Source organism: Mycobacterium sp. E796 (genome assembly GCF_001672815.1).
Taxonomy (GTDB): Bacteria; Actinomycetota; Actinomycetes; order Mycobacteriales; family Mycobacteriaceae; genus Mycobacterium.
The window spans coordinates 1-23,424 of sequence record NZ_LZKK01000060.1 but is presented as its reverse complement, the minus strand read 5'-3'; the positions used below and the strand labels follow the sequence as shown (position 1 = coordinate 23,424).

Sequence of the window (23,424 nt, the reverse complement as noted above, 5' to 3'; positions counted from 1 at the left end):
CGCTGACCAGCCTGCGCGTCTCGGCGCTGCCCGTCGGCGGTGCGGGATGGGCGGGCATCGAGGCCGGCGGCCGCTACGTCAACGACGCGCTCAACCGCACCACCGGTAACGTCCGCCAGATCGCCGAGGTGATGGTCGCCCATGCCGAGGCAGGCCTGCGCGGCTGGCTCGACCTGACGCTGGTCGCCGGGGTAGCGCTGGTCGCCGCTGGGGTGCTCGCGGCGGTCCTGGGCGGGCTGAGGAAAAGCCCTAGCTGAGCGGCAGCTCGGCCAGGATCGGGGTGGTCGGCTGCGGCGATCCCTTGCCGGGCTCGACGGTGAACGCGAGCTCGGTGGAGGCGCCGATGTTGGTGAGCGTGTCTTTGGTCGACGGCGACACCGCCGCCGCGTCCATCGTTCCGGCCGAGGTCGGGCCGTTGGCCCCGATCAGCCACATCTGATAGACGGTGCCGGGGGACGGGGGCGGCACGTTGTTCATCACCAGCAGCGCCGCGTTGCGGTCACGGGAGAACATCACCGTCGCGGTCCCGTTGGCCAGGGGACGCGAGACCGTCTGGACGTCCGGGGCTGACATGATCTGTTCGGCGACCGTGGGCTTCGCCGGGGGGCGCATCAGCACGCCGGCGCCGAACGCCGCGGCGCCCACCACGACCACCGCCGCGGCGGAAGCCAATGCGGCTCTGCGCCAAGGTATTTGGCGGACATTGTTCGGCTTTACGGCCGACAGCGTGGCGTCCCGCAGCTGCGCCGGCGGTTCGCTCGCGGTGGCCGCCGACACGACCGCCATCGTCTCGCGGACGGCACGGACCTCGTCATCGAAGGCCGCCGCCACCGACGACGGCGCCGCGGCGCGCAGGCGCTCGATCTCGGCGCGTTCCGCGTCCGACACCGCGTGCAGGGCATACGGCGTGGCCAGCTCGAGCAGTTCGAATTCGGTCGGTTCGGTCGGTTCGGTCGGTTCGGTCATGGCACGTCCAGGCAGTTGCGCAGGCCGCGCAGCGCGTCGCGGATGCGCGATTTGATCGTCGACAAGTTGGCGGCCAGCCGCTGCGACACCTCGCTGTACGTCATTCCCTGGTAGTAGGCCAGCTCGATGCACTGTCGCTGCGCGTCGCTCAACCCGTCGAGGCATTGGGCCACCCGGCGGCGCTCGTCACCGGAAATCGCCGAGTCGGCGACCACGTCACCCGCGCTCTCGACATTGGCCGCGCCGTAGCGGGATTCGCGCCTGCTGCCGGCCTGTTCGGCACGCACCCGGTCCACGGCCCGCCGGTGCGCCATGGTCAGCAGCCACGCCAGGGCCGAACCTTTGGCCGGGTCGTACTGCGACGCCGAGCGCCACACCTCGAGATAGACCTCCTGGGTGGTTTCTTCGCTGTAGCCGGGATCACGCACCACCCGCGTCACCAGTCCATATACCCGAGCCTTGGTGAGGTCGTAGATCGTGGCGAAGGCGGCGCTGTCCCCGCGCGCGACCTGGCGCAGCAGGGCGTCGAGCTCGTTGCTCATCGATCGGTAGCCTAGCGCCCGACATCGGTGCGCCTATCCCGCATGTGCACCAGGCTGATCCACACCGGTGATTCGGAGCCGCCGCCGAAATGGACGGGCTCAACCGAATGTGAACGAAAACACTTGCAGGCCTTTGCCGACCTGCATGTCGAGCTGGTCGCGGTGCGCGGTGTCATCGGAGGCGATCTGGTGCAGGGTGGGCGGCCCGGCGATCGTCGTCGCGGTGGTCCTGCCGCCCCTGGTCACCGTGATCGTGCCGGTGCCGCCGACGACGGCGTAAACGCTCTTGCCCGTGTAGTTCAGCCGGATGGTGGCGCCGTCGCTGTCCGCGGTGGCGCCCTGGTCGTCCAGTGTCCAGCGCCCGCGCAGCGCGAACCGGTCGTCGGGCAAGGCCGCCGGGTACGCGAACGTTGCGGTGCCCGGCTTGTATTCGCCGGCGCCGCCGTAGTTGACGGCCTTGCCGGCGCCCAGGTAGGTCTCCGGCGTGAGCCTGCCGTGCGGGGTGTCGTCCACCGCGTTCGTCGCGGCGGGCAACCTGACGTCCGGGTTGGCGGCGACCAGCAAGTCGCGGATCAGCTGTTCGGTCGTGTCGTAGTCGCCCTCGCCGAACTTGGTGTGGCGGATCGCGCCGTTGGCGTCGATGAGGTACTCGGCCGGCCAATACAGGTTCTGGTAGCCGTTCCAGGTCGCGTAGTCGTTGTCCAGCGCAACGGGATAGGTGATGTGCAACGCGGCGGCGCCGCTGGCCACGTTGGCGGGAACCCGTTCGAACGCGTACTCGGGGGTGTGCACGCCGATGACGACCAAACCGTCGTCGCGGTAGCGGTTGTACCAACCCACCGCGTGCGGGATGGCGCGCTGGCAGTTGATGCAGGAGTAGGCCCAGAAGTCGATCAGCACGACCTTGCCGCGCAGCGAGGCCAGGTCGATCGGCGCGCCGCCCGGGGTGTTGAGCCAGCCGGTGATCCCGGTAAGGGCGGGGGCCGGGCCGCACTGCTGCAGCTGGTTGGAACCATCAACGCAGTCGGCCAGCTGGCCCGACACCGCGCCGCCGAGCTGGTGGCGAATCTGGTTGGCCCCGATGCCTTTTTGCATCGCCGCGGTGTAGTCGGGGACGGCGCGCTGCAGCGTGGCGGGCAGGTTGAAGACCAGCGCCGCGGCCAGCACGATCATCGTGATTCCGCCGGCGACCCGGATCACGTGTTGCCGGCGGCGGAACGCCGAGACGCGCTCGGCGAGGCGCCGCCCGGCCAGCGCGAAAACCAGCAGTGGCAGCGCGGTGCCGATCGCGAACGCCGCCGTCAGCACCAGCACCGGAGGGCCGATGGAGGCGGTGCCGCCCGCGACGACGATCGCGGCCAGCACCGGTCCCGCGCACGGCACATACAACGCGCCCAACGTCAGCCCCAGCCCGAAACCGTTGCCGCTCAAGCGCTTCGGGCCGAGTTGGGGCAGCGGGATGCGGGCGAACGGACGCTCGATCAGGTGCGCCAGCGGTGGGAAGATCAGGCCGAGGCCGATGATCGTCAGCGTCACCAGCGCGGCCCAGCGGATCGCGTCCTGCGGCAGGTGCAGAGCCGACAGCAGGGCCGAGCCGGCCAGGGTGACCGCGCTGAAGCTGCAGACCAGCCCGGCGATCACCAGGTACGGCCGGGCGGCCGGGGCGGCGTCACGCGAGCTGCCGGCCCCGGAGAAGAACACCACCGGAAGCACCGGCAGGATGCACGGCGAGACGCCGGTGATCAGGCCGCCGAGGAATCCGATCAACGCGACTGTGGGCATGGTTGTTATTCGGAGCCGCGGCAGCTACGGATTAGTCGCTGTAGGCCAGGGAGCGGTCCGGCGGGCGGGGCTGCACCGGCTGGGACGGAACCCGCAGGGGCCGCGAGCGCACCCGCATCGGCCACCAGAACCAGCGGCCCAGCAGCGCGGCGATGGACGGGGTCATGAACGCGCGGATGATCAGCGTGTCGAACATCAGGCCCAGCCCGATCGTGGTGCCGACCTGCCCGACGATCCGCACGTCGCTGACGACCATGGACGCCATCGTGAACGCGAACACCAGGCCCGCGTTGGTCACCACCTTGCCGGTGCCGCCCATCGACCGGATGATGCCGGTGTTCAGGCCGGCATGAATTTCCTGCTTGAACCGGGAAACCAGCAACAGGTTGTAGTCGGAACCCACGGCCAGCAAGACGATCACCGACATGGCCAGCACCATCCAGTGCAAATCGATGCCGAGGATGTGTTGCCAGACGAGCACCGAGAGCCCAAACGAAGCGCCCAGCGAAACCGCCACCGTGCCAACGATGACCGCGGCGGCGACGAGCGCGCGGGTCAGGATCAACATGATGATGAAAATCAGGCACAGCGAGGAGACCCCGGCGATCACCAGGTCCCACTTGGCGCCCTCGGCGATGTCCTTGAAGACGGCCCCCGTACCGGCCACGTAGATCTTCGCGTCCTCCAGCGGGGTGCCCTTGAGCGACTCCTCGGCCGCGGTGCGGATCTTGTCAATGCTGGCGATGCCCTCGGCCGACGCGGGATCGCCGCGATGCAGGATGATCATGCGCGCCGCGCGCCCGTCGGGGGACAGGAAGTTTTTCATGGCACGCTGAAAGTCTTTGTTCTTGAACACTTCCGGCGGCAGATAGAACGAGTCGTCGTTCTTGGAGGCGTCGAAGGCGTGGCCCATCGCCGTCGCGTTGTCGCTCATCTCGTTCATCTGGTCGAAGATCCCGGACATGGTGCTGTGCATGTCCAGCATCATGGTCCGCATGTTCACCATGGTCTGGATCATCGGCGGGAACTGGGCGACCATCTGCGGCATCAGCCGATCCAGATCCTTGATGTCACCGACCAGCGTGTTGAGTTTCTCGTCGATCTGGTCCAGGCCGTCCAGCGCGTCGAATATCGAGCGAATCGACCAGCAGATCGGGATGTCGAAACAGTGCCTCTCCCAATAGAAGTAGCTGCGGATCGGCCGCCAGAAGTCGTCGAAGTCCGAGATGCGGTCCCGGAGCTCGTTGGTGATCTGCTGCATCTGTTCGGTGTCGCCGACCATGCGGTGTGTGGTGCCGACGAGCTGCGTCATCAAGTCGTACATCCGCTGCATGTTGGCGATCGTCTTGGTCATCTCGTCGGCCTGCTTGACCATGTTGTCCATCTGATCGCGCTGGTATTTCATGGTCTGCGTCTGAGCGGCGTTCTGCATGCTCATCTGGAACGGGATCGACGTGTGGTCCATCGTCGTCCCGTCCGGCCGGGTGATCGCCTGGACGCGGGAGATTCCCGGGACCCGAAAGATGCCCTTTGCCAACCTGTCCAGGACCAGGAAGTCGGCCGGGTTCCGCATGTCGTGGTCCGCCTGGATCATCAAGATCTCCGGCTTCATCCGCGCCTGGGAGAAGTGGCGGTCCGCCGCCGTCAGCCCCGCGTTGGCGGGGATGGTGCTGGGCAGGTACTCGCGGTCGTTGTAGTTGGCCCGGTAGCCGGGCAGCGTCAGCAGGCCGACCAGGGCGACCGCACAGGTGACGGCGAGGATCGGAAGCGGCCAGCGGACCACCGCGGTGCCGACCCGGCGCCAGCCACGGACCCCGAGCTTGCGCTTGGGGTCGAAGACGCCGAACCGGCTGCCGACGGTGAGGATCGCGGGGCCCAGCGTGAGCGCGACCAGCACCGCGAGCAGCATTCCCACCGCGCACGGAATACCGAGGGTCTGAAAGTACGGCATCCGCGCGAAGCTGAGGCAGAACATCGCGCCGGCGATCGTCAGGCCGGAGCCCAGGATGACGTGGGCCGTCCCGCGGTACATGGTGTAGAAGGCGGATTCCTTGTCTTCGCCGGCGTGGCGGGCCTCCTGATAGCGGCCGACGATGAAGATGCCGTAGTCCGTCCCCGCCGCGATCGCCAGCGAGGTGAGCAGGCTGACCGCGAAGGTGGAAAGCCCGACCAGCCCGAAGTGCCCTATCACGGCGACGGCTCCGCGCGCGGCGGTCAATTCGAAGCCCACCGTGATCAGCAACAGGATCACGGTGAGGATCGACCGGTAGACGAACAGCAACACGATGAGGATCACCGCGACCGTCGTCAGCGTGATCCTGACCATGGACTTGTCGCCGCTGTGGTGCAGGTCCGCGGCCATCGCCGAGACCCCGGTGACGTACGCCTTGACCCCGGGCGGCGCGGGCACACTGTTCACGATGTTGCGGACGGACTCGACGGATTCGTTGGCCAGCGGCTCGCCCTGATTACCGGCGAGGTTGACCTGCACGGTCACCGCCTTGCCGTCGTTGCTCTGCGCGCCCGCCGCGGTGAGCGGATCGCCCCAGAAGTCCTGGATGCTCAGCACGTGCGCCTTGTCCTCGCGCAACTTGCGGATCACGGTGTCGTAGTACCGGTGGGCGTCGTCGCCGAGGGGCTGGTTGCCCTCCAGCACGATCATCGCCGAGCTGTCGGTCTCGCCCTCGTTGAACGCGTGGCCGATCTGCTTCATCGCCACGAATGACGGTGCGTCCTTTGGGCTCAACGACACCGACCGCTCCTGCCCGACCACTTCCAGCGACGGGACGAACAGGCTGAAGACGATGGCCACACCCACCCAGAACAGGATGATCGGCACCGCGAGGGTGTGAATCATCCGCGCGATGAACGGCCGCTCGGGGTGGGCGTCGCGCGCGAATTCGGCGAATCGACTGGTCACGCGGACTTCACCACGCAGAAGGTGAAGGCGTGGACCCCGTTGGAAATGCGCTCGGCCTTGACCACGTCGTCCACCGTGATGCGGCAGCCGATGCTGTCGCTATCGCCCCGCGCCGTGAGGTTTCCCATCATGGCCGCCTTGTCGGTGGTGACGCGCAGCGTCCACGGCAACGGCGCGCCGTCGATGCGTTGCGGGTCGGCGTTCACGTCGAAATAGCTGATGTCGGCGAGGGTTCCGGGCGGCCCGAAGACCTCGTAGACAATTCGTTTCGGGTTGAACGGCTTGGGATTCTGCAGGTTGCTGTCCGCATACGATTCGCGCTTTTCCGAGCCGAAGTAGCCGTGGACCCGATACACGATGAAGCCACCGACCATGACGACCGCCAGGATGATCAGTGGAATCCACGTTCGGGACAGCACCTTGAAAATTGGAATCCCTTTCAGCGGTCGATGGTTCTGCGTGCGGTCCGTCGCCGCCGAACGTGGCCAACTACGGATCGCCGCGCTGCGCCCGTCCGCCGATCCCGGTAGGAAAACAGCCAAGGCTTACCTAAGTAAATCACGGCCAGGTGTGTCGCCCGCCCTGGGACCGTTGACTCCTTCCCCTCGCGCCCTGGAGTGTAACGCATATCACGTGCGTAACCGGAAATCGTCTGCGAGCTGTGACCTGGGACAGCTGGAGGGAGCCAGGACTTAGCCGGCCGGCACCGCCGCGGTCACAATCGTTGGCACGCTGCTGATTTCGCTGGGCGCCTCATTCGGGCCGTTCGTGCCGATGGCGCCGAACTCAGGCGTAAGTGCGCAGCTGCACCATCTTGCGCATGACGTCGCTCAGCTTGTGCACCGGCGCGCCGCACGTCAGGCAGTAGCCGCCCGGGCAGCGGTTGATCCGGTCGACCTGCGCCAAGACCTGGGTCTTGAGCCGGCGCAGACACCCGATGCACAGGATCTCGACGATGTTGCCGGACGGGTCGAGGTTCGGCCGGTTGCATTGGTCCACGGCGTGCCGGTAGACGATGTGTGTCGCGCGGTTGGTGCAGCCGCCCTCGGATTGGCACGTGATGTCCTGCCAGTCGAGGGTCGCCAGCGCGTCCGACTGGGGATCTACCGCGCTCATCGCGTCCCCACGGGGCCGCGGCATCCCGGCATGAGCATCATGTCAGTCCTGTAAGAAGGTGGTCGAGCGGACCGGTATCCCCAATTGCACGGAATGCCAGTCAAGAACTATTGATTTGTCCCCTAAAGCGGGGAAATAAACGATTCCCGACAGTCGCCGATCTTAAACCGGCTCGTGAATAAAGACCAGAGCGGATCTAGGACCAGTTCCAAACCGACATGTCGCCGGGTGGGTATTGGTTGCACACGTCGGTGGCCTTGGCGACGACGCCCTTGTTGTTGAAGAAGATCTTCATGTGATTGACCCAGGCGAAGGTCAGCGGATCGCCGTTGTAGAAGTTTTCGGAATAAGTCCTGCGGTCCTCCGGTGACAGCGAGTAAAACCAGTGCGCCTTGTCAATCACTGCTTGCTGGAGGTTGGCGTGGTTGTTGAAGTCGATCATGTATCGCTGGTAGTACACCGGGCTGGTGTCCCGGACGGCCGCCAGGTACTGCTCGGCGTCGCAGGTGGTCTGAATCTGCCTGCGGGGGACCGGGAAGTCTTCCGTGGAATCGGCCGCGGCCGTCTTCGGGAAGGTCGCAGCCGCGATGCTCAGGGCTACCAGGAATGCAACAAAAACGACGCCTGCGCGCAGGTGAGAACTCAGCCGAGACATAGTCGTTACGGTAGCACTTTCTCCGGCCGCGATGGGGCGCCCGGGGAAAATTCGTAGTTCATCTCACTATCCGTCGCGATCAGGCACGATGACGTGGCGGGGATCCGGCCGCAGCTCGGGTGGGGCCTGGCTGTAGTCGCCGAACGGGCCGTCGCGGCGCTCGACCGCCGCGCGCACGCCCTGGGTCTGGGCCGTCTCGATGAAGTCGAGCGCTTCGGGGGTATTGCGCATCAGGCCGTCGAGGATGCCGCCCAGCATCTGGGTGGAGGCCAGGCCCATGTTCTCGTAGGCCTGGTTGACGATCAGCTTCTGAGCCCGCAACTGCGACAACGGGATTCGTGCCAGCTCGGCGGCGATCTCGGCGACGCGCGCTTCGAGCCGCTCGAACGGCACCGCCTCGTTGATCAACTCGACCTCGGCGGCTTGCACGCCGGTCAGCGGTCTACCGGTCAGCGAGTGCCACTTGACCTTGGCCAGGCTCAGCCGGTACAGCCACATGCCGGTCAGGTATGCGCCCCACATCCGGCTGTACGGGGTGCCGATCACGGCGTCCTCGCTGGCGATCACGATGTCGGCGCACAGCGCGTAGTCGCTGCCCCCGCCGACGCACCAGCCGTGCACCTGCGCGATCACCGGCTTGGATGCGCGCCAGATGGCCATGAACTTCTGCGTCGGCCCGGTCTCGCGCGCGGTGACCATCGCGAAGTCCTTGCCGGGGTCCCACTTGCCGTCGGTCATCATCGCTTCGCCCCAGTGCGCAAAGCCGCCGCCGAAGTCGTAGCCGGCGCAGAAGGCGCGACCGGCGCCGCGCAACACGACCACCTTGGCGTCCTGGTCGCGCTCGGCCAGCCCGATGGCGGCCTCGATCTCGTCGGGCATGGGCGGGACGATGGTGTTGAGGTGCTCGGGGCGGTTCAGCGTGATGGTCGCGACCGGTCCTGCTGTGGTGTACAGCAGGGTTTCGAAGTCGGGCATGGCTTCCTTAGGGGTCGGGCTGCCGGTTTTCCGGCGACGACGCGTAGATGCGGCCGCCGATCTTCAGATAGGGCGTCGTCAGGTAGGCCGAGAAGGCGACGACCGCCGAGAAGATGGCCGCCACGACGACGGCGTTGGGCCAGAGCTTGCCCACCCCGGCCGCGAACGAGACGATCCCGATGATCGAGGTGGCCCAGTAGAACCGCCGGCCCGGGCGGCGTTCTTTGATGAAGCGGTAGCGCGCTTGTGCCGCCCCGGCCACGACGAAGATCAAACCGGTGGCCAGCAGGGTGAGTTCGATGCGTTCGGTGGCTGCCACGCGACGATCCTATGGCCGCTAGCATGTCCATCAGGTGGGGGTGTGGGAAGGTCTGCCGAGGCTGATCGGGCAGTGCGCAATGGGCAAGGTTATCCCGGCGGTGGCCGCGGCCGTGATAGCGCTGGCCCCGTTCGGCGTGCCGGCCACCACAACCGGTGTGGCACAGGCGGCCCCGTGCGCCGGCGATGGGGCGAACCCGGTTTCCTGCCAGAACTGCCTGTCTTACGTGGAGATGTACCACACCGCGAACGTCTGCTACAGCGCCGCGCCGCCGCGCCCCGCCCAGCCGCCCCCGACCCGGGTGCCGGTGCCCGAGCCGGAGCCGGTTCCGCTGGAGCCGGCGCCGCCGGTGCAGCCGCCCCGTGCCGTTCCGCCGAGTCCCACGTCCCCCACCCCGATTCCGGTGCAGACCTCGAAACTGCCGCCCAGTACGCGCGGAAGCGCTCCCGTGGTGGCACCGCCGAAGGGACTGGATGTGCCGCCGAACGAGGTCGCGGACGCCAAGGCCGCTTCGGCGACGCGCATCAACCCCGCCAGGCCACTCGAGCCGCCGAGCCAGGTGTACGACTTCAATCAGCAGGTGCGCAACGTCGTTGACGCCCATAACGGCAACGTCGACGTGGTGAAGGCCGACAACCAAGAACTGGTGCGCCCCCGGCATTGGGACTACGTCGACTACGACGACAACCACCGCCCGGCCCTGTTCAACCCGCTCAGCGAGGCGATGACGTTCCGCTACTTCTACGACGGCGCCTATCGGGAGGTGTTCGTGCCGGCTGGCGGCCGCATCGTGCTCGACGCCGCCGCCGGCGGCGTGTTCCCGTTCACCGGGGTCGGTTACAGCTATGTCGTGGCGGGCAGCTTCTACGGCGGGGCCTGGATACCGCCGCCGGACTCGAGCGGCCCGCCGCCGCCGACCTACAACCCACCGGCGCCCCCCGAGGTGTACGAACACGTCGCCGCCAACATCGCCGCGGACAACCAGACGGTCGAAGTCGGCCAGGTCGTGGTCCTGGGGCACGACGCCGGCCAACCCGCGGGCAGCCGGGACACCTTCCTGCTCGACGACACCACCCTGGCCTGGGGTCAGGTGAACGATCCCAGCAGCCCCGCCCAGATCAGGGTCACCAAGACCCAGTCGCTACCGGCCGCGGGGCCGACCGACAACGGCAGCTATCTCGCGGCGCTGGCCGCCCTCAAGCAGCCCGCCCCGCGCTCCGAACCCTGGTGGCCTTCGGCGCTGCGGTACGGGGGGCTCGCGATCGCCGTGGTCGTGGTCGCCTGGCTGATCGGGCGCCGCAACCGGAGCGAGGATCAGGCCTAGTGCCGACCGCAAGCGCGGCGCTTGCGCCGGGCGCCGCGGGTCGGCACCATCAGGCCTTTACGGGTGATTGACGCAGAACGCGACGCACATGGCGTCGACGGGAATGGACACCCAGTGCGCCTGCCCGTCGGCCTGTGGCTCGCAGTAGATCGGGCCGGGGACCCCCCAGACCTTCGCTCCTGCCGGCGAGCACGGCTTCCCGAGGTCGCTATCGGCATGCGCCGGGCCGGCTCCGAGGAGGACCGCGATCGGGGCGATCGCCGTCACTGTCGCCAAGCCGATGAACCTCAGTGCTCCCATGATCCACGCCTTCCTCGACAACATTAGTTAGATCGCCTTCGAGCTTAGCCGTTGCTCAGCATCCGCCACAGAAAGGAGAAGCTGAGCGCGGACTTGAAGGCGACCTGCTCGTTGTCGGCCGCGCCGGCATGCCCGCCCTCGATGTTCTCGTAGTAGGCGACCTGGTGGCCCGCGGCCTCGAGCGCGGCCGTCATCTTGCGGGCGTGGCCCGGATGCACCCGGTCGTCGCGGGTGGACGTGGTCATCAACACCGGCGGGTAGTCGCGGGTCCCCGAAATGTTCTGGTAGGGGGAGTATTCGGAGATGAATTCCCAGTCGTCGGGATTGTCCGGGTCGCCGTATTCGGCCATCCACGACGCCCCGGCGAGCAGCAGGTGGTAGCGCTTCATGTCCAGCAGCGGCACGTCGCACACCAGCGCGCCGAATTTCTCCGGGTACTGGGTCAGCATGATGCCCATCAGCAGCCCGCCGTTGCTGCCGCCCCGCGCGCCCAGCTGCCCGACCGTGGTGATGCCGCGGTCAACCAAATCGGTTGCCACCGCGGCGAAGTCCTCGGCGACCTTGTGCCGGTTCTCGCGCATCGCCTGGGTGTGCCAGCCGGGACCGTACTCACCGCCGCCGCGAATGTTGGCCAAGGCGTAAGTGCCCCCGCGGGCCAGCCACAGCCGGCCCAGCACGCCGCTGTATGCAGGCGTGTTGGCGGTTTCGAATCCGCCGTATCCGCTCAGCAGCGTGGGCCCGGGGCCGTCTGAGTCCGCGCGCCGCACGACGAAGTACGGGATCGACGTGCCGTCTTTGGACGCCACGAAATGCTGTGACACCGAGAGGTTTTCGGCGTCGAAAAACGCCGGTGCCGATTTGATCGGCTCGAGTGGCGAGCCGGCGGTGCCCCGCATCAGCCGCGAGGGCGCGACGAATCCGCTGGAATCGAGGAAGAACTCGTCGCCCTTGTCGTCTGCGGCGACGACGACGGTATTGGTCGCGGGCGGGATGCCCGCGACCGGCTCGCGGCGCCACTCGCCCCGTGACGAGGGCGGCGTGAGGATCTCCACCCGGCTGGCCACGTCGGCCAGCGTGACCATTAGCAGGCGGTCGCGCGTCCACGCGTAGTGGTTCAGGGCGGTGTGCTCGTCGGGCTCGAACACCACGCGCAATTCCGCTGTGCCCGCGAGGAATTCGTCGTAGTCGGCGGCCAGCAGCGAACCCGCGGCGTAGGTGGCGTCGCCGAGGTACCAGTCCGTGCGCAGCTCGATCAGGATCCACTCGCGGTGCATGGACAGGCCCGCGTCGGTGGGCGCGTCGATGCGGATCAACTCCGTGCCGCGCAGCTCGTAGACCTCTTCGTTCCAGAAGTCGAGCGCCCGCGCCAGGAAGGTGCGCTCGAAGCCCGGCGTCCGATCCACCGAGGCGGAGACGCGGACGTCGGAGCGGGCTCCCTCGAAGACGGTCTCCGCGTCTTCAAGCGGGGTGCCGCGCCGCCATCGCTTGATCACGCGCGGGTAGCCGGACTCGGTGAGCGAATCGGCGCCGAAGTCGGTGCCCACCAGCACGGTGTCGGCGTCGACCCAGGCGATCTGCGACTTGGCCTCCGGTAGTTCGAAACCGCCGGGAACGAATTCGCGTGTGAGCATGTCGAATTCGCGCACGATCGACGCGTCCGAGCCGCCGGGCGACAGGGCCACCAGCGCCCGGCTGTGGTCGGGTTCGATGACACCGGCGCCCGCCCACACCCACTTCGTGTCGTCCGTTCGGCCCAACTCGTCGACATCGATGAGCACGTCCCACTCAGGGGAGGAGGTGCGGTAGCTGTCCAACGTGGTGCGACGCCACAACCCGCGCGGGTTGGCGGCGTCGCGCCAGAAGTTGTAGAGGTATTCGCCGCGGCGGACCACGTACGGAATGCGGGCATCGGTGTCGAGCACCTCGAGGGCCTCGGCGCGCATCCGCTCGAACTCTTCGTCACAGAACTCGGCGAGGGTGGGCTCGTTGCGTGCGCGCACCCACGCCAGCGCGTCGTCGCCGGTGACGTCCTCGAGCCAAAGGTAGCGGTCTTGCACGCTCGGGTCGGGGGCGGCGGCGCCTTCGGAGGTCATGGCAGCCATTCTGACCCCGGCGGTAGTGTGAGGTGTGTTACACACGGTCCAACGAGGAGCGGGCAGATGACTGTTTTCGCACGTCCGGGCGCTGCCGGGGCTTTGATGTCATACGAATCGCGGTACGAGAACTTCATTGGGGGCCAGTGGGTGCCCCCCGCGGGCGGCCGCTATTTCGAAAACCCGACGCCGGTCACCGGCCAGACCTTCTGCGAGGTCGCGCGCTCCGACGAGACCGACATCGACAAGGCGCTGGACGCGGCGCACGCCGCGGCCCCGGCGTGGGGCAAGACCGCGCCCGCCGAGCGGGCCGCGATCCTGAACAAGATCGCCGACCGCATCGAGGAGAACACCGCCGCGCTGGCGGTCGCCGAGGTCTGGGACAACGGCAAACCGGTCCGGGAGGCGCTGGCTGCCGACATCCCGCTGGCCGCCGACCATTTCCGGTATTTCGCCGCGGCCCTGCGCGCCCAGGAGGGTTCGCTCTCGCAGATCGACGAAGACACCGTCGCCTACCACTTCCACGAGCCGCTCGGGGTGGTGGCACAGATCATCCCGTGGAACTTCCCCATCCTGATGGCCGCCTGGAAGATGGCGCCGGCGCTGGCGGCCGGCAACGCGGTGGTGCTCAAACCGGCTGAGCAGACACCGGTTTCGGTGCTCTACCTTATGTCGCTCATCGGCGACCTGTTGCCGGCGGGAGTGCTCAACGTGGTCAACGGGTTCGGCGCCGAGGCCGGCAAGCCGCTGGCGTCGAGCAACCGGATCGCCAAGGTCGCGTTCACCGGGGAAACCACCACCGGGCGGCTGATCATGCAGTACGCCTCGCAGAATCTGATCCCGGTCACCCTGGAGCTCGGCGGCAAGAGCCCCAACATCTTCTTCAACGATGTGATGGCCCGAGGTGACGACTTCCAGGACAAGGCGCTGGAGGGCTTCACCATGTTCGCCCTCAACCAGGGCGAGGTGTGCACGTGCCCGTCGCGCAGCTTGATCCAGGCCGACATCTACGACGAGTTCCTCGAGCTCGCCGCGATCCGCACCAAGGCGGTCCGGCAGGGCGACCCGCTGGACAGCGAGACGATGCTGGGTTCGCAGGCGTCGAACGACCAGATGGAAAAGATCCTGTCCTACATCGAAATCGGCAAAAACGAAGGCGCGCGGGTCATTTGCGGCGGTGAGCGCGCCGAGCTGGGCGGCGACCTGGCCGGCGGCTACTACATGCAGCCGACCATCTTCGCCGGCGACAACAAGATGCGGATCTTCCAGGAGGAGATCTTCGGGCCGGTGGTGGCGGTGACGTCGTTCACCGACTACGACGACGCGATCTCGATCGCCAACGACACCCTCTACGGCCTGGGCGCCGGCGTGTGGAGCCGCGACGGCAACACCGCCTACCGGGCCGGACGCGACATCCAGGCGGGCCGGGTATGGGTGAACTGTTACCACGCCTACCCGGCGCACGCCGCGTTCGGCGGTTACAAGCAGTCCGGCATCGGCCGGGAGAACCACAAGATGATGCTCGACCACTACCAGCAGACCAAGAACATGCTGGTGTCCTACTCCGAAAAGGCGCAGGGATTCTTCTGATGCGCGCCGTGATCACCGCCGCGGCCGCGGAGCTGCTGGCCCGGCTGCAGGAGCGGCACGGCCCGGTGATGTTTCACCAGTCCGGCGGCTGCTGCGACGGGTCGTCGCCGATGTGCTACCCGCGCGGGGATTTCCTGGTCGGCGACCGCGACGTGTTGCTCGGCGTGCTCGACGTCGGGGACGGGGTGCCGGTGTGGATCTCGGGTCCGCAGTACCACACCTGGAAGCACACCCAACTGGTCATCGACGTCGTCCCGGGACGCGGCGGCGGGTTCAGCCTCGAGGCGCCCGAGGGCGTGCGGTTCCTGTCGCGCGGGCGCGTCTTCACCGACGAAGAGCAGGCCGAGCTGGCCGCCGAACCCGTCATCACCGGCGCTGCCTACGAGCGCGGCGAACGCCCGTCGGCGCGCGGCCCGGTGGTGACGCCCCGCGCCGGATGACGGCGCTACCCTCGTCAGCGTGATCCCGCTCCCGCGTCCGTGGCAGCTGGCCGGCGCCATGCTGATCGGCTGTGCCGTCGGGTTTTTGGCGGGGGTCGCGCTCACGGTGCTGGTGCATGCGAGGATCCGGCCCGACGTCGTCGTCGCGCTGGTGGTCGGGGTCCCCGCCGTGTTCGGGTTGCTGACGGTCCTGTTCTCCGGGCGCCGCTGGGTCACCGCGCTCGGCGCGTTCATCCTGTCGCTCGGGCCTGGTTGGTTCGGCGTGCTCCTCGCCCTGCGGGTGGCCTGCGGTGGCTGACGAGGAGGACACGGGCACCCAGTCATGGGTCCCGGACTTTTCCGACGACGACGACAGCGGCCCGCAGCCGGTGGCCGAGTCAGCCCCGGAGGCAAGGGAAGAGTTTCCTGCCGAGGAGGAGAACGGGGCCGAAGCCGGCGGGCTGCCGGTGCAACCGGTCGCCGTGCCCGGCCGCTACCAGTACCTGCGGTGGTGGCACCTGGTCCTGGTGCTCCTCGGCGCGTGGATCGTGGCGGGCATGGTCGGGCTCGGGCTCTTCTACTGGTGGTATCACTCGATCGACAAGACGCCCGCGGTTTTCACGGTCCTGGTGTACGTCGTGGCGTGCGCGGTGGGCGGCGTGCTGCTGGCGATGGCCGAGGGCAGGGCGTTGATCTCCGCGCTGTCGCTAGCGGTGATGTCGGGGCCGTTCGCGTCCGTAGCCGCCGCGGCGCCCCTGTACGGCTACTACTACTGCGCCCACACGGGCCACTGCCTGATCGGCGTCATCCCGTACTAGGCCATTAGGGTAGGGCTCGTGACCCACTGCGTTGTCGAGTGAGAAGTCACCGCCCACTAATGTGGGCTCGTGACTTCTCACTATGACGTCGTCGTCCTCGGAGCCGGTCCCGGCGGGTATGTCGCGGCCATCCGCGCCGCGCAGCTCGGCTTGAACACCGCCATCGTCGAGCCGAAGTACTGGGGCGGTGTCTGCCTCAACGTCGGCTGCATCCCGTCCAAGGCGCTGCTGCGCAACGCCGAACTGGCGCACATCTTCACCAAAGAGGCCCAGGCCTTCGGCATCAGCGGCGACGCGACCTTCGACTACGGCGTCGCCTTCGACCGCAGCCGCAAGGTGGCCGAGGGCCGCGTCGCCGGCGTGCACTTTTTGATGAAGAAGAACAAGATCACCGAGATCCACGGGTACGGCCGCTTCACCGACCCCCACACGCTGTCGGTCGACCTCAACGAGGGTGGGACCGAGACGGTCACGTTCGACAACGTCATCATCGCCACCGGCAGCAGCACCCGGCTGGTGCCCGGCACCTCGCTGTCGGAAAACGTGGTCACCTACGAGGAACTGATCATGACGCGGGAGCTGCCGGAGTCGATCGTCATCGCCGGGGCCGGGGCCATCGGCATGGAGTTCGGCTACGTACTGAAGAACTACGGGGTCGACGTCACCATCGTCGAGTTCCTGCCGCGCGCGCTGCCCAACGAGGACGCCGAGGTGTCCAAGGAGATCGAGAAGCAGTTCAAGAAGCTGGGCGTCAAGGTCTTGACCGGGACCAAGGTGGAGGCCATCGACGACAGTGGCTCCCAAGGCTCCGGGGTCACCGTCACCGTCAGCAAGGACGGCAAGTCCGAGGACCTCAAGGCCCAAAAGGTGTTGCAGGCCATCGGTTTCGCGCCCAACGTCGAGGGCTACGGCCTGGAGGCGGCCGGCGTCGCGCTCACCGACCGCAAGGCGATCGGCATCACCGACTACATGCGCACCAACGTCGAGCACATCTACGCCATCGGCGACGTCACCGGGAAGCTGATGCTGGCCCACGTCGCCGAGGCCATGGGTGTGGTGGCGGCCGAAACCATCGCCGGCGCGGAGACTTTGGCCCTCGGCGACTACCGCATGCTGCCGCGCGCGACGTTCTGCCAGCCGAACGTCGCCAGCTTCGGGCTCACCGAACAGCAGGCCCGCGACGAGGGCTACGACGTCGTGGTGGCCAAGTTCCCGTTCACCGCCAACGCCAAGGCACACGGGGTAGGCGACCCCAGCGGCTTCGTCAAGCTGGTCGCCGACAGCAAGTACGGCGAGCTGCTGGGCGGACACCTGATCGGCCACGACGTGTCCGAGCTGCTGCCCGAGCTGACGCTGGCCCAGAAGTGGGACCTGACCGCCACCGAGCTGGCCCGCAACGTGCACACCCACCCGACCATGTCCGAGGCGCTGCAGGAATGCTTCCACGGCTTGACCGGCCACATGATCAACTTCTGAGCTCGTCGTGACGGGCAGCGACACCACCGCCACGGCCGTGGGCGCCATCGGCGGGGTCGCCGCGGGTTACGTCCTGTGGTTGGTGGCCTTTTCGATCGCCGACGACAACGCGGCGGTGGGCCGATGGGCCCCGACGGTGTTGCTCGGCTCCGCCGTGCTTGCGGTATGCGCCGTGCTGTGGGCTTTGGTGCAACGCCGGCGCGGCAAGTACGCGTGGTATGGGTTCGGCGTCGGCTTGCCCGTCGCGCCCCTGGCGCTGACGCTGGCCGTGCTGGCCGACGTCTACTTCTGACCGGGCTTGTCCAACGGGATGGCCAGCGCCGACATCGTCGCGGCCAGGCCGTCGTATTGGCTTGCGAGCAAGCAGAATTCGATGAGCTGGCGCCGGTCGAGGTGAGTGGCCAGCTCCCGCCAGGTCGCGTCGCTGACCGTGCGGTCCTTGACGAACTCGTCGGTGGCCGCCAGCAGCGCCTGCTGGCGCACGGTCAGGCGCGCCTCGACCCGGTCCAGCGTCTCGGGCCACGCGAAGATGGCGGCCTGCAGGTCGTCGTCGAGGCCCTGATGGCGGGCCATCCCGCGGTGGTGCTGCAGCTCGTATTCGCAACCGCGCACGTGCGCGACCCGCAGGATCACCAACTCGGTGTCGATCGCCGGCAGCCGGCCCCGCAGCAGCCGTCCGCCGTACATCGCCCAGGTCCAGAACAACGCCCGGCGCTGCCCCAGGGTGGTGAACAGGTGCATCTCCGGCACCCCCATCCGGCGCGCGGCCGCCTTCGCCATCACCCAATTGATCGGCCCCAGCTCGCGGAACCGGCCCGACGGGATGCGGCCATCGGTGCTCACGGCTGCTTCACCAGGTACGGGGAGACGGTGCTGCGGTGCTCGTCGAGGTCCAGCGCGCGGCCCAGCGCCGGGAACGCCCGCTGCGGGCAGTTGTCGCGTTCACAGACGCGGCAGCCCGCGCCGATCGGTGTGGCCACTGTTCCTGGTCCTCCCGAGACGTCGAGCCCTTCCGAGTAGACGAGCCGGTGCGCGTGGCGGAGCTCGCAGCCGAGCCCGATCGCGAAGGTTTTACCGGGCTGACCATACCGCGCGGCGCGACGCTCCACGGTGCGGGCCACCCACATGTAGTTGCGGCCGTCGGGCATCTGGGCGATCTGCACCAGGATCTTGCCCGGGTTGGCGAACGTCTCGTAGACGTTCCACAGCGGACAGGTCCCGCCGCTGGACGAGAAGTGAAAACCCGTGGCGGACTGGCGCTTTGACATGTTGCCGGCGCGGTCCACCCGGACGAACGAGAACGGCACCCCGCGCATCGTCGGCCGTTGCAGCGTCGAAAGCCGGTGTGCGATGGTCTCGTAACTCACCGAGTAGAACGACGACAACCGCTCGACGTCGTAGCGGAAGTTCTCGGCGACGTCGTGGAATTGGCGGTAGGGCAGCACCGCGGCCGCCGCGAAATAGTTGGCCAGCCCCAGCCGCGCCAGCGTGTGCGACTCCTCGCTGGTGAACTTGCCCTCGGCCACCAGGCTGTCGATCAGGTCGCCGAACTCGAGGTAGGCCAATTCGGCGGCCAACTTGAACACCTGCTGACCCGAGGACAGGTGGTTGCTGATCTCCAGCGTCCTGGTGCCGGGGTCGAAGCGGTGCAGCACGGTGTCGCCCAGGTCGATGCGCCGGGTGATGTGCACCCCGTGCACCTCGGTGAGCCGGCGGGTCAGCTCGCGGGCCAGGTCGCCGTGATGCAACCGCATCGTGACGGTGAGGTCCTCGGCCGCGGTGTCCAGCTCGTGCAGATAGTTCTGGCGTTGGTAGAAGTAGTCGCGCACCTCTTCGTGGGGCATGGTGATCGACCCGGTGCCGCTGCCGTCGGTGTAACGCTCCTCGGTGGCGGCGGCAAGCTGGGCGGTAGTGATCCGGTAGCGCCGGTGCAGGTTGACCACCGCGCGGGCCAGGACCGGATGGGCGTTGACCATCTCGGCGACCTCGGTCGGCTCGACGTCGATGTCCAGGTCGCGGTCCATGGTGACCTCGCGCAGCTCAGCGACCAGCCTTGTGTCGTCCTGGGAGGCGAAGAAGGTCGCGTCGACCCCGAACACCTCGGTGATGCGGAGCAGCACCGCGACGGTCAGCGGGCGAACGTCGTGTTCGATCTGGTTGAGGTAGCTCGGCGAGATCTCCAGCATCTGGGCCAGCGCGGCCTGGGAGAATCCGCGCTCGTTGCGGAGTTGCCGAACGCGGGAACCGACGAAGGTTTTTGCCACTTAACGAACAATACCGGCCGATGCGAAGGTGCCGTTAGCAGAGTTGGCACGGCGTCGCTTCCGCGTCGCGATTGGTGTTTTGAAGTTGCGCTTTGGCAGTATTCGCATCGAGGGGCCGGGGTTAACCTGGGATACCGATGCGGAGGGAACAGGGAGCACAGCCGTGAGCCTGGACAAAATGCTGATGCCGGTGCCGGACGGGCACCCCGATGTATTCGGTCGCGAGTGGCCGCTCCGGGTTGCCGACATCGACCGCACCGGCCGGCTGCGGCTCGACGCCGCCGCCCGGCACATCCAGGACATCGGCCAGGACCAGCTGCGCGAGATGGGCTTCGAGGAGACCCACCCACTGTGGATCGTCCGGCGCACCATGGTCGACCTGCTCCGCCCGATCGAGTTCCAGGACATGTTGCGGTGCCGGCGCTGGTGTTCGGGCACCTCGAACCGGTGGTGCGAGATGCGGGTCCGCATCGATGGTCGGAAGGGCGGCCTGATCGAGTCCGAGGCCTTTTGGATCAACATCAACCGGGAAACGCAGATGCCGTCGCGCATCGCCGACGACTTCCTGGCGGGCCTGCACAAGACCACTTCGGTGACCCGCCTGAAGTGGAAGGGCTACCTCAAGCCGGGCAGCCGCGACGACGCGACCGAGATCCACGAGTTCCCGGTCCGGGTGACCGACATCGACCTGTTCGACCACATGAACAACTCGGTGTATTGGAGCGTGATCGAGGATTATCTGGCTTCGCATCCCGAGCTGCTGCGGTGGCCGCTGCGCACCACGATCGAGCACGAGGCACCGGTCGCGCTGGGCGACAAACTCGAGATCATCTCGCATGTCCACCCCGCCGGCTCGACCGAACAATTCGGGCCGAACCTGGCCGATCGGGCTGTTACAACGCTCACATACGCCGTCGGCGATGAGACAAAAGCCGTCGCCGCGATCTTCGCTCTATAGCGGTACCGCCGGTCCCCTCAATTTGCGTTCTGACCTGCGAAAATATGGTTACTGACCGGTAGCTTCTGAAACGGTTAAGTTTGCGTTCATCTTCGCAAAGTTTGCAAAATCGGGCGATCGTGTTGCCGAAATTGGCAAATGAAACGGGTGGACCTGCAGGAACAAGCTGTGCCATCTTCGAATTAGCACGCCAGTGAAGTTGAGCCCTAGCTACCGCCGCAAGGCGGGTGGCGTGGACCGTTCAGCGTCAGTTCAGCAATTGAAGACCGTTTAAGGAGTACGCCCAATGTCTGTCGTTGGCACGCCTAAGAGCGCCGAGCAGATCCAGCACGACTGGGACACCAACCCGCGGTGGAAGGGTGTCACGCGCACCTACTCCGCCGAGGACGTCGTCGCGCTGCAAGGCACCGTTGTCGAGGAGCACACCCTGGCCCGCCGCGGCGCGGAGGTGTTGTGGGAAGAGCTGCACGACCTGGAGTGGGTCAACGCGCTGGGCGCGCTGACCGGCAACCAGGCCGTGCAGCAGGTTCGCGCCGGCCTCAAGGCCATCTACCTGTCGGGGTGGCAGGTCGCCGGTGACGCCAACCTGTCCGGCCACACCTACCCCGACCAGAGCCTGTACCCGGCCAACTCGGTGCCCCAGGTGGTCCGCCGGATCAACAATGCGCTGCAGCGCGCCGACCAGATCGCCAAGGTCGAGGGCGACAAGTCGGTGGAGAACTGGCTGGCGCCGATCGTCGCGGACGGCGAGGCCGGCTTCGGCGGCGCGCTGAACGTCTACGAGCTGCAGAAGGCCCTGATCGCCGCCGGCGTCGCCGGTTCGCACTGGGAGGACCAGCTGGCCTCGGAGAAGAAGTGCGGCCACCTCGGCGGCAAGGTGCTGATCCCGACCCAGCAGCACATCCGCACCCTGACTTCGGCCCGGCTGGCCGCCGACGTGTGCGGTGTGCCGACCGTCGTGATCGCCCGCACCGACGCCGAGGCGGCGACGCTGATCACGTCCGACGTCGACGAGCGTGACCAGCCGTTCATCACCGGCGAGCGCACCAAGGAAGGCTTCTACAGGACCAAGAACGGCATCGAGCCCTGCATCGCGCGGGCGAAGGCCTACGCCCCGTTCGCCGACCTGATCTGGATGGAGACCGGCACCCCGGACCTGGAGGTCGCGCGCAAGTTCTCCGAGGCGGTCAAGGCCGAGTACCCCGACCAGATGCTGGCGTACAACTGCTCGCCGTCCTTCAACTGGCGCAAGCACCTGGATGACGGCACCATCGCGAAGTTCCAAAAGGAGCTTGCCGCAATGGGATTCAAGTTCCAGTTCATCACGCTGGCCGGCTTCCACGCGCTGAACTACTCGATGTTCGATCTGGCCTACGGCTACGCCCGCAACCAGATGAGCGCCTACGTCGAGCTGCAGGAGCGCGAGTTCGCCGCCGAGGAGCGTGGCTACACCGCCACCAAGCACCAGCGCGAGGTCGGTGCCGGTTACTTCGACCGGATCGCCACCACCGTGGACCCCAGCTCGTCGACCACGGCGCTGACCGGTTCCACCGAAGAGGGTCAGTTCCACTGAGTTAGTCTGCCGAGCAGACGCAAAAGTACCCTTTTTGCCGCACAATTAGGGGCTTTTGCGTCTGCTCGCGCATTTGAGGAGGAAGCAATGGCAGCGATCGAACGGGTCGGGGTGGTCGGTGCCGGGCAGATGGGTTCCGGCATCGCCGAGGTCTCCGTCCGCGCGGGAGTCGACGTAACGGTCTACGAGCCGACCGAGGCGCTGATCGCGGCGGGACGCAACCGCATCGTCAAATCTCTGGAGCGGGGCGTCAGCGCCGGCAAGGTGACCGAGCGGGAGCGGGACAGCGCGCTCAGCAAGCTGACCTTCACCACCGACCTGAAGGACCTGGCCGACCGCCAGTTGGTGATCGAGGCCATCGTCGAGGACGAGGCCGTCAAGGCCGAGTTGTTCGCCGAACTGGACCGGGTCGTCACCGATCCCGACGCCGTGCTGGCGTCGAACACCTCCAGCATCCCGATCATGAAGGTCGCGGCGGCCACCAAGAACCCTCAGCGCGTGCTGGGCCTGCACTTCTTCAACCCGGTCCCCGTGCTGCCGCTGGTCGAGTTGGTGAGCACGCTGGTCACCGACGAAGCCGCCGCCGCGCGTACCGAGCAGTTCGCCGGCGCGGTGCTGGGCAAGCAGGTGGTGCGCTGCTCGGACCGGTCCGGCTTCGTGGTCAACGCGCTGCTGGTGCCCTACCTGCTGTCGGCGATCCGGATGGTGGAGGCCGGCTTTGCCAGCGTCGAGGACGTCGACAAGGCCGTCGTCGCCGGGTTGTCGCACCCGATGGGGCCGCTGCGGCTGTCCGACCTCGTCGGCCTCGACACCCTCAAACTCATCGCGGATAAAATGTTCGAGGAATTCAAAGAACCGCATTACGGCCCACCGCCGCTGCTGCTGCGCATGGTCGAGGCGGGCCGGCTGGGCAAAAAATCCGGTCAGGGTTTCTATACCTACTGACGCGGCCGGTGTCGGTGTAGCAACCGGTCTGCGCATCCGATATCATCCTCCCGGTCAACAAACGAGAGGTGTATCGGGCAACCATGACTTCGTTGGAGCCGTATTACGAAGAGTCGCAATCCATCTACGATTTATCGGACGAGTTTTTTGCCCTATTCCTAGACCCGACAATGGGCTACACCTGCGCTTACTTCGAGCGAGACGATATGACCCTCGAGCAAGCGCAGAATGCGAAGTTCGACCTGGCGCTGGGAAAACTGAACCTCGAGCCTGGGATGACGCTGCTCGATATCGGCTGCGGTTGGGGCGGGGCGCTGCGGCGCGCCATCGAGAAGTACGACGTCAACGTCGTCGGCCTGACGCTGTCGGAGAACCAGGCCGAGCACGTC

24 protein-coding genes and 1 pseudogene are annotated in these 23,424 nt (G+C 67.1%); 12 read left to right on the top strand and 13 right to left on the bottom strand.

Annotated features, from left to right (window positions below):
- Positions 1 to 257: pseudogene (locus A5706_RS33440) on the top strand (hypothetical protein); the annotation flags it as partial.
- Here A5706_RS33440 and A5706_RS05770 read toward each other — a convergent pair.
- The 9 genes from A5706_RS05770 to A5706_RS05730 form a co-directional block, all read right to left on the bottom strand.
- A complete protein-coding gene (locus A5706_RS05770; protein WP_068128063.1) occupies positions 250 to 966 on the bottom strand; it encodes an anti-sigma factor in 717 nt (238 codons plus the stop codon). The pseudogene A5706_RS33440 and the gene A5706_RS05770 sit on opposite strands and share 8 nt — an antisense overlap.
- A complete protein-coding gene (locus A5706_RS05765) occupies positions 963 to 1,508 on the bottom strand; it encodes a sigma-70 family RNA polymerase sigma factor (RefSeq protein WP_068128061.1) in 546 nt (181 codons plus the stop codon). Before A5706_RS05765 ends, A5706_RS05770 begins: the two co-directional genes overlap by 4 nt.
- A 99-nt stretch (positions 1,509 to 1,607) precedes the next feature.
- Entirely contained in the window at positions 1,608 to 3,290 is a 1,683-nt protein-coding gene (locus A5706_RS05760; RefSeq protein ID WP_068128057.1) for a cytochrome c biogenesis protein DipZ, read from the bottom strand.
- A gap of 31 nt (positions 3,291 to 3,321) precedes the next feature.
- Complete coding sequence (locus A5706_RS05755) at positions 3,322 to 6,147, bottom strand: RND family transporter (protein ID WP_197517756.1); 2,826 nt, start codon at positions 6,145 to 6,147, stop codon at positions 3,322 to 3,324.
- A gap of 59 nt (positions 6,148 to 6,206) precedes the next feature.
- Positions 6,207 to 6,629: an MmpS family protein gene (locus A5706_RS05750; protein ID WP_068128052.1), complete on the bottom strand. Its 423-nt coding sequence runs from the start codon at positions 6,627 to 6,629 to the stop codon at positions 6,207 to 6,209.
- 367 nt (positions 6,630 to 6,996) lie between these two features.
- Entirely contained in the window at positions 6,997 to 7,326 is a 330-nt protein-coding gene (locus tag A5706_RS05745; RefSeq protein WP_068103170.1) for a hypothetical protein, read from the bottom strand.
- Positions 7,327 to 7,522: 196 nt separating this feature from the next.
- A complete protein-coding gene (locus A5706_RS05740; RefSeq protein ID WP_068128049.1) occupies positions 7,523 to 7,981 on the bottom strand; it encodes a DUF5078 domain-containing protein in 459 nt (152 codons plus the stop codon).
- A gap of 66 nt (positions 7,982 to 8,047) precedes the next feature.
- On the bottom strand, positions 8,048 to 8,956 hold the full coding sequence (locus A5706_RS05735; protein ID WP_068128046.1) for a crotonase/enoyl-CoA hydratase family protein: 909 nt from the start codon (positions 8,954 to 8,956) through the stop codon (positions 8,048 to 8,050).
- A gap of 7 nt (positions 8,957 to 8,963) precedes the next feature.
- Positions 8,964 to 9,275, bottom strand: a complete 312-nt coding sequence (locus A5706_RS05730) for a hypothetical protein (RefSeq protein WP_068103140.1) — start codon at positions 9,273 to 9,275, stop codon at positions 8,964 to 8,966.
- 79 nt (positions 9,276 to 9,354) lie between these two features.
- Between A5706_RS05730 and A5706_RS05725 the strand changes: the two genes are divergently transcribed.
- Positions 9,355 to 10,599: a hypothetical protein gene (locus tag A5706_RS05725; protein WP_068128043.1), complete on the top strand. Its 1,245-nt coding sequence runs from the start codon at positions 9,355 to 9,357 to the stop codon at positions 10,597 to 10,599.
- 57 nt (positions 10,600 to 10,656) lie between these two features.
- On the opposite strand, the gene A5706_RS05720 is transcribed toward A5706_RS05725, so the two are convergent.
- Together A5706_RS05720 and A5706_RS05715 are read right to left on the bottom strand one after the other, a co-directional pair.
- Positions 10,657 to 10,899 (bottom strand): hypothetical protein, encoded by a 243-nt coding sequence (locus tag A5706_RS05720; RefSeq protein WP_068128067.1) that lies wholly within the window; start codon positions 10,897 to 10,899, stop codon positions 10,657 to 10,659.
- A gap of 44 nt (positions 10,900 to 10,943) precedes the next feature.
- On the bottom strand, positions 10,944 to 12,992 hold the full coding sequence (locus A5706_RS05715; protein ID WP_068128040.1) for a prolyl oligopeptidase family protein: 2,049 nt from the start codon (positions 12,990 to 12,992) through the stop codon (positions 10,944 to 10,946).
- 66 nt (positions 12,993 to 13,058) lie between these two features.
- Here A5706_RS05715 and A5706_RS05710 point away from each other — a divergent pair, with 66 nt between their 5' ends.
- The 6 genes from A5706_RS05710 (at position 13,059) to A5706_RS05685 (ending at position 17,587) form a co-directional block, all read left to right on the top strand.
- Complete coding sequence (locus A5706_RS05710; RefSeq protein WP_068128036.1) at positions 13,059 to 14,582, top strand: aldehyde dehydrogenase family protein; 1,524 nt, start codon at positions 13,059 to 13,061, stop codon at positions 14,580 to 14,582.
- Entirely contained in the window at positions 14,582 to 15,022 is a 441-nt protein-coding gene (locus tag A5706_RS05705; RefSeq protein ID WP_068128033.1) for a DUF779 domain-containing protein, read from the top strand. The genes A5706_RS05710 and A5706_RS05705 overlap by 1 nt, the downstream gene beginning before the upstream one ends.
- A gap of 19 nt (positions 15,023 to 15,041) precedes the next feature.
- Complete coding sequence (locus tag A5706_RS05700; protein ID WP_068128031.1) at positions 15,042 to 15,320, top strand: putative holin; 279 nt, start codon at positions 15,042 to 15,044, stop codon at positions 15,318 to 15,320.
- Entirely contained in the window at positions 15,313 to 15,819 is a 507-nt protein-coding gene (locus A5706_RS05695; RefSeq protein WP_068128028.1) for a hypothetical protein, read from the top strand. Before A5706_RS05700 ends, A5706_RS05695 begins: the two co-directional genes overlap by 8 nt.
- A gap of 69 nt (positions 15,820 to 15,888) precedes the next feature.
- Positions 15,889 to 17,295 carry a dihydrolipoyl dehydrogenase gene (gene lpdA, locus A5706_RS05690; RefSeq protein ID WP_068128025.1) on the top strand — a complete coding sequence of 469 codons (1,407 nt, stop codon included), beginning with the start codon at positions 15,889 to 15,891 and terminating at the stop codon, positions 17,293 to 17,295.
- A gap of 7 nt (positions 17,296 to 17,302) precedes the next feature.
- Complete coding sequence (locus A5706_RS05685) at positions 17,303 to 17,587, top strand: hypothetical protein (RefSeq protein WP_068128021.1); 285 nt, start codon at positions 17,303 to 17,305, stop codon at positions 17,585 to 17,587.
- Here A5706_RS05685 and A5706_RS05680 read toward each other — a convergent pair.
- Entirely contained in the window at positions 17,578 to 18,075 is a 498-nt protein-coding gene (locus A5706_RS05680; protein ID WP_197517754.1) for a carboxymuconolactone decarboxylase family protein, read from the bottom strand. The two genes, A5706_RS05685 and A5706_RS05680, sit on opposite strands and share 10 nt — an antisense overlap.
- A gap of 59 nt (positions 18,076 to 18,134) precedes the next feature.
- On the bottom strand, positions 18,135 to 19,559 hold the full coding sequence (ramB, locus tag A5706_RS05675; RefSeq protein ID WP_068128011.1) for an acetate metabolism transcriptional regulator RamB: 1,425 nt from the start codon (positions 19,557 to 19,559) through the stop codon (positions 18,135 to 18,137).
- A 163-nt stretch (positions 19,560 to 19,722) separates the two neighbouring features.
- Between ramB and A5706_RS05670 the strand changes: the two genes are divergently transcribed.
- The 4 genes from A5706_RS05670 to A5706_RS05655 all read left to right on the top strand — a co-directional run.
- Complete coding sequence (locus A5706_RS05670) at positions 19,723 to 20,517, top strand: acyl-[acyl-carrier-protein] thioesterase (protein ID WP_068128009.1); 795 nt, start codon at positions 19,723 to 19,725, stop codon at positions 20,515 to 20,517.
- Between the two features lie 286 nt (positions 20,518 to 20,803).
- Positions 20,804 to 22,090 (top strand): isocitrate lyase, encoded by a 1,287-nt coding sequence (gene aceA / locus A5706_RS05665; RefSeq protein ID WP_068128006.1) that lies wholly within the window; start codon positions 20,804 to 20,806, stop codon positions 22,088 to 22,090.
- Positions 22,091 to 22,177: 87 nt separating this feature from the next.
- Positions 22,178 to 23,035: a 3-hydroxybutyryl-CoA dehydrogenase gene (locus A5706_RS05660; RefSeq protein ID WP_068128004.1), complete on the top strand. Its 858-nt coding sequence runs from the start codon at positions 22,178 to 22,180 to the stop codon at positions 23,033 to 23,035.
- 83 nt (positions 23,036 to 23,118) lie between these two features.
- On the top strand, positions 23,119 to 23,424 hold a 306-nt coding region (locus tag A5706_RS05655), incomplete at its 3' end, for a class I SAM-dependent methyltransferase (RefSeq protein ID WP_197517753.1).

Excerpts from the sequence above, each read along its gene's own strand:
- A5706_RS05770 (WP_068128063.1), bottom strand. The coding sequence starts at position 966 with ATGACCGAACCGACCGAACCGACCGAACCGACCGAATTCGAACTGCTC.
- A5706_RS05765 (WP_068128061.1), bottom strand. The coding sequence starts at position 1,508 with ATGAGCAACGAGCTCGACGCCCTGCTGCGCCAGGTCGCGCGCGGGGAC.
- A5706_RS05760 (WP_068128057.1), bottom strand. The coding sequence starts at position 3,290 with ATGCCCACAGTCGCGTTGATCGGATTCCTCGGCGGCCTGATCACCGGC.
- A5706_RS05755 (WP_197517756.1), bottom strand. The coding sequence starts at position 6,147 with ATGATTCACACCCTCGCGGTGCCGATCATCCTGTTCTGGGTGGGTGTG.
- A5706_RS05745 (WP_068103170.1), bottom strand. The coding sequence starts at position 7,326 with ATGAGCGCGGTAGATCCCCAGTCGGACGCGCTGGCGACCCTCGACTGG.
- A5706_RS05740 (WP_068128049.1), bottom strand. The coding sequence starts at position 7,981 with ATGTCTCGGCTGAGTTCTCACCTGCGCGCAGGCGTCGTTTTTGTTGCA.
- A5706_RS05735 (WP_068128046.1), bottom strand. The coding sequence starts at position 8,956 with ATGCCCGACTTCGAAACCCTGCTGTACACCACAGCAGGACCGGTCGCG.
- A5706_RS05725 (WP_068128043.1), top strand. The coding sequence starts at position 9,355 with ATGGGCAAGGTTATCCCGGCGGTGGCCGCGGCCGTGATAGCGCTGGCC.
- A5706_RS05720 (WP_068128067.1), bottom strand. The coding sequence starts at position 10,899 with ATGGGAGCACTGAGGTTCATCGGCTTGGCGACAGTGACGGCGATCGCC.
- A5706_RS05715 (WP_068128040.1), bottom strand. The coding sequence starts at position 12,992 with ATGACCTCCGAAGGCGCCGCCGCCCCCGACCCGAGCGTGCAAGACCGC.
- A5706_RS05710 (WP_068128036.1), top strand. The coding sequence starts at position 13,059 with ATGACTGTTTTCGCACGTCCGGGCGCTGCCGGGGCTTTGATGTCATAC.
- A5706_RS05705 (WP_068128033.1), top strand. The coding sequence starts at position 14,582 with ATGCGCGCCGTGATCACCGCCGCGGCCGCGGAGCTGCTGGCCCGGCTG.
- A5706_RS05680 (WP_197517754.1), bottom strand. The coding sequence starts at position 18,075 with ATGGCGAAGGCGGCCGCGCGCCGGATGGGGGTGCCGGAGATGCACCTG.
- aceA (WP_068128006.1), top strand. The coding sequence starts at position 20,804 with ATGTCTGTCGTTGGCACGCCTAAGAGCGCCGAGCAGATCCAGCACGAC.
- A5706_RS05660 (WP_068128004.1), top strand. The coding sequence starts at position 22,178 with ATGGCAGCGATCGAACGGGTCGGGGTGGTCGGTGCCGGGCAGATGGGT.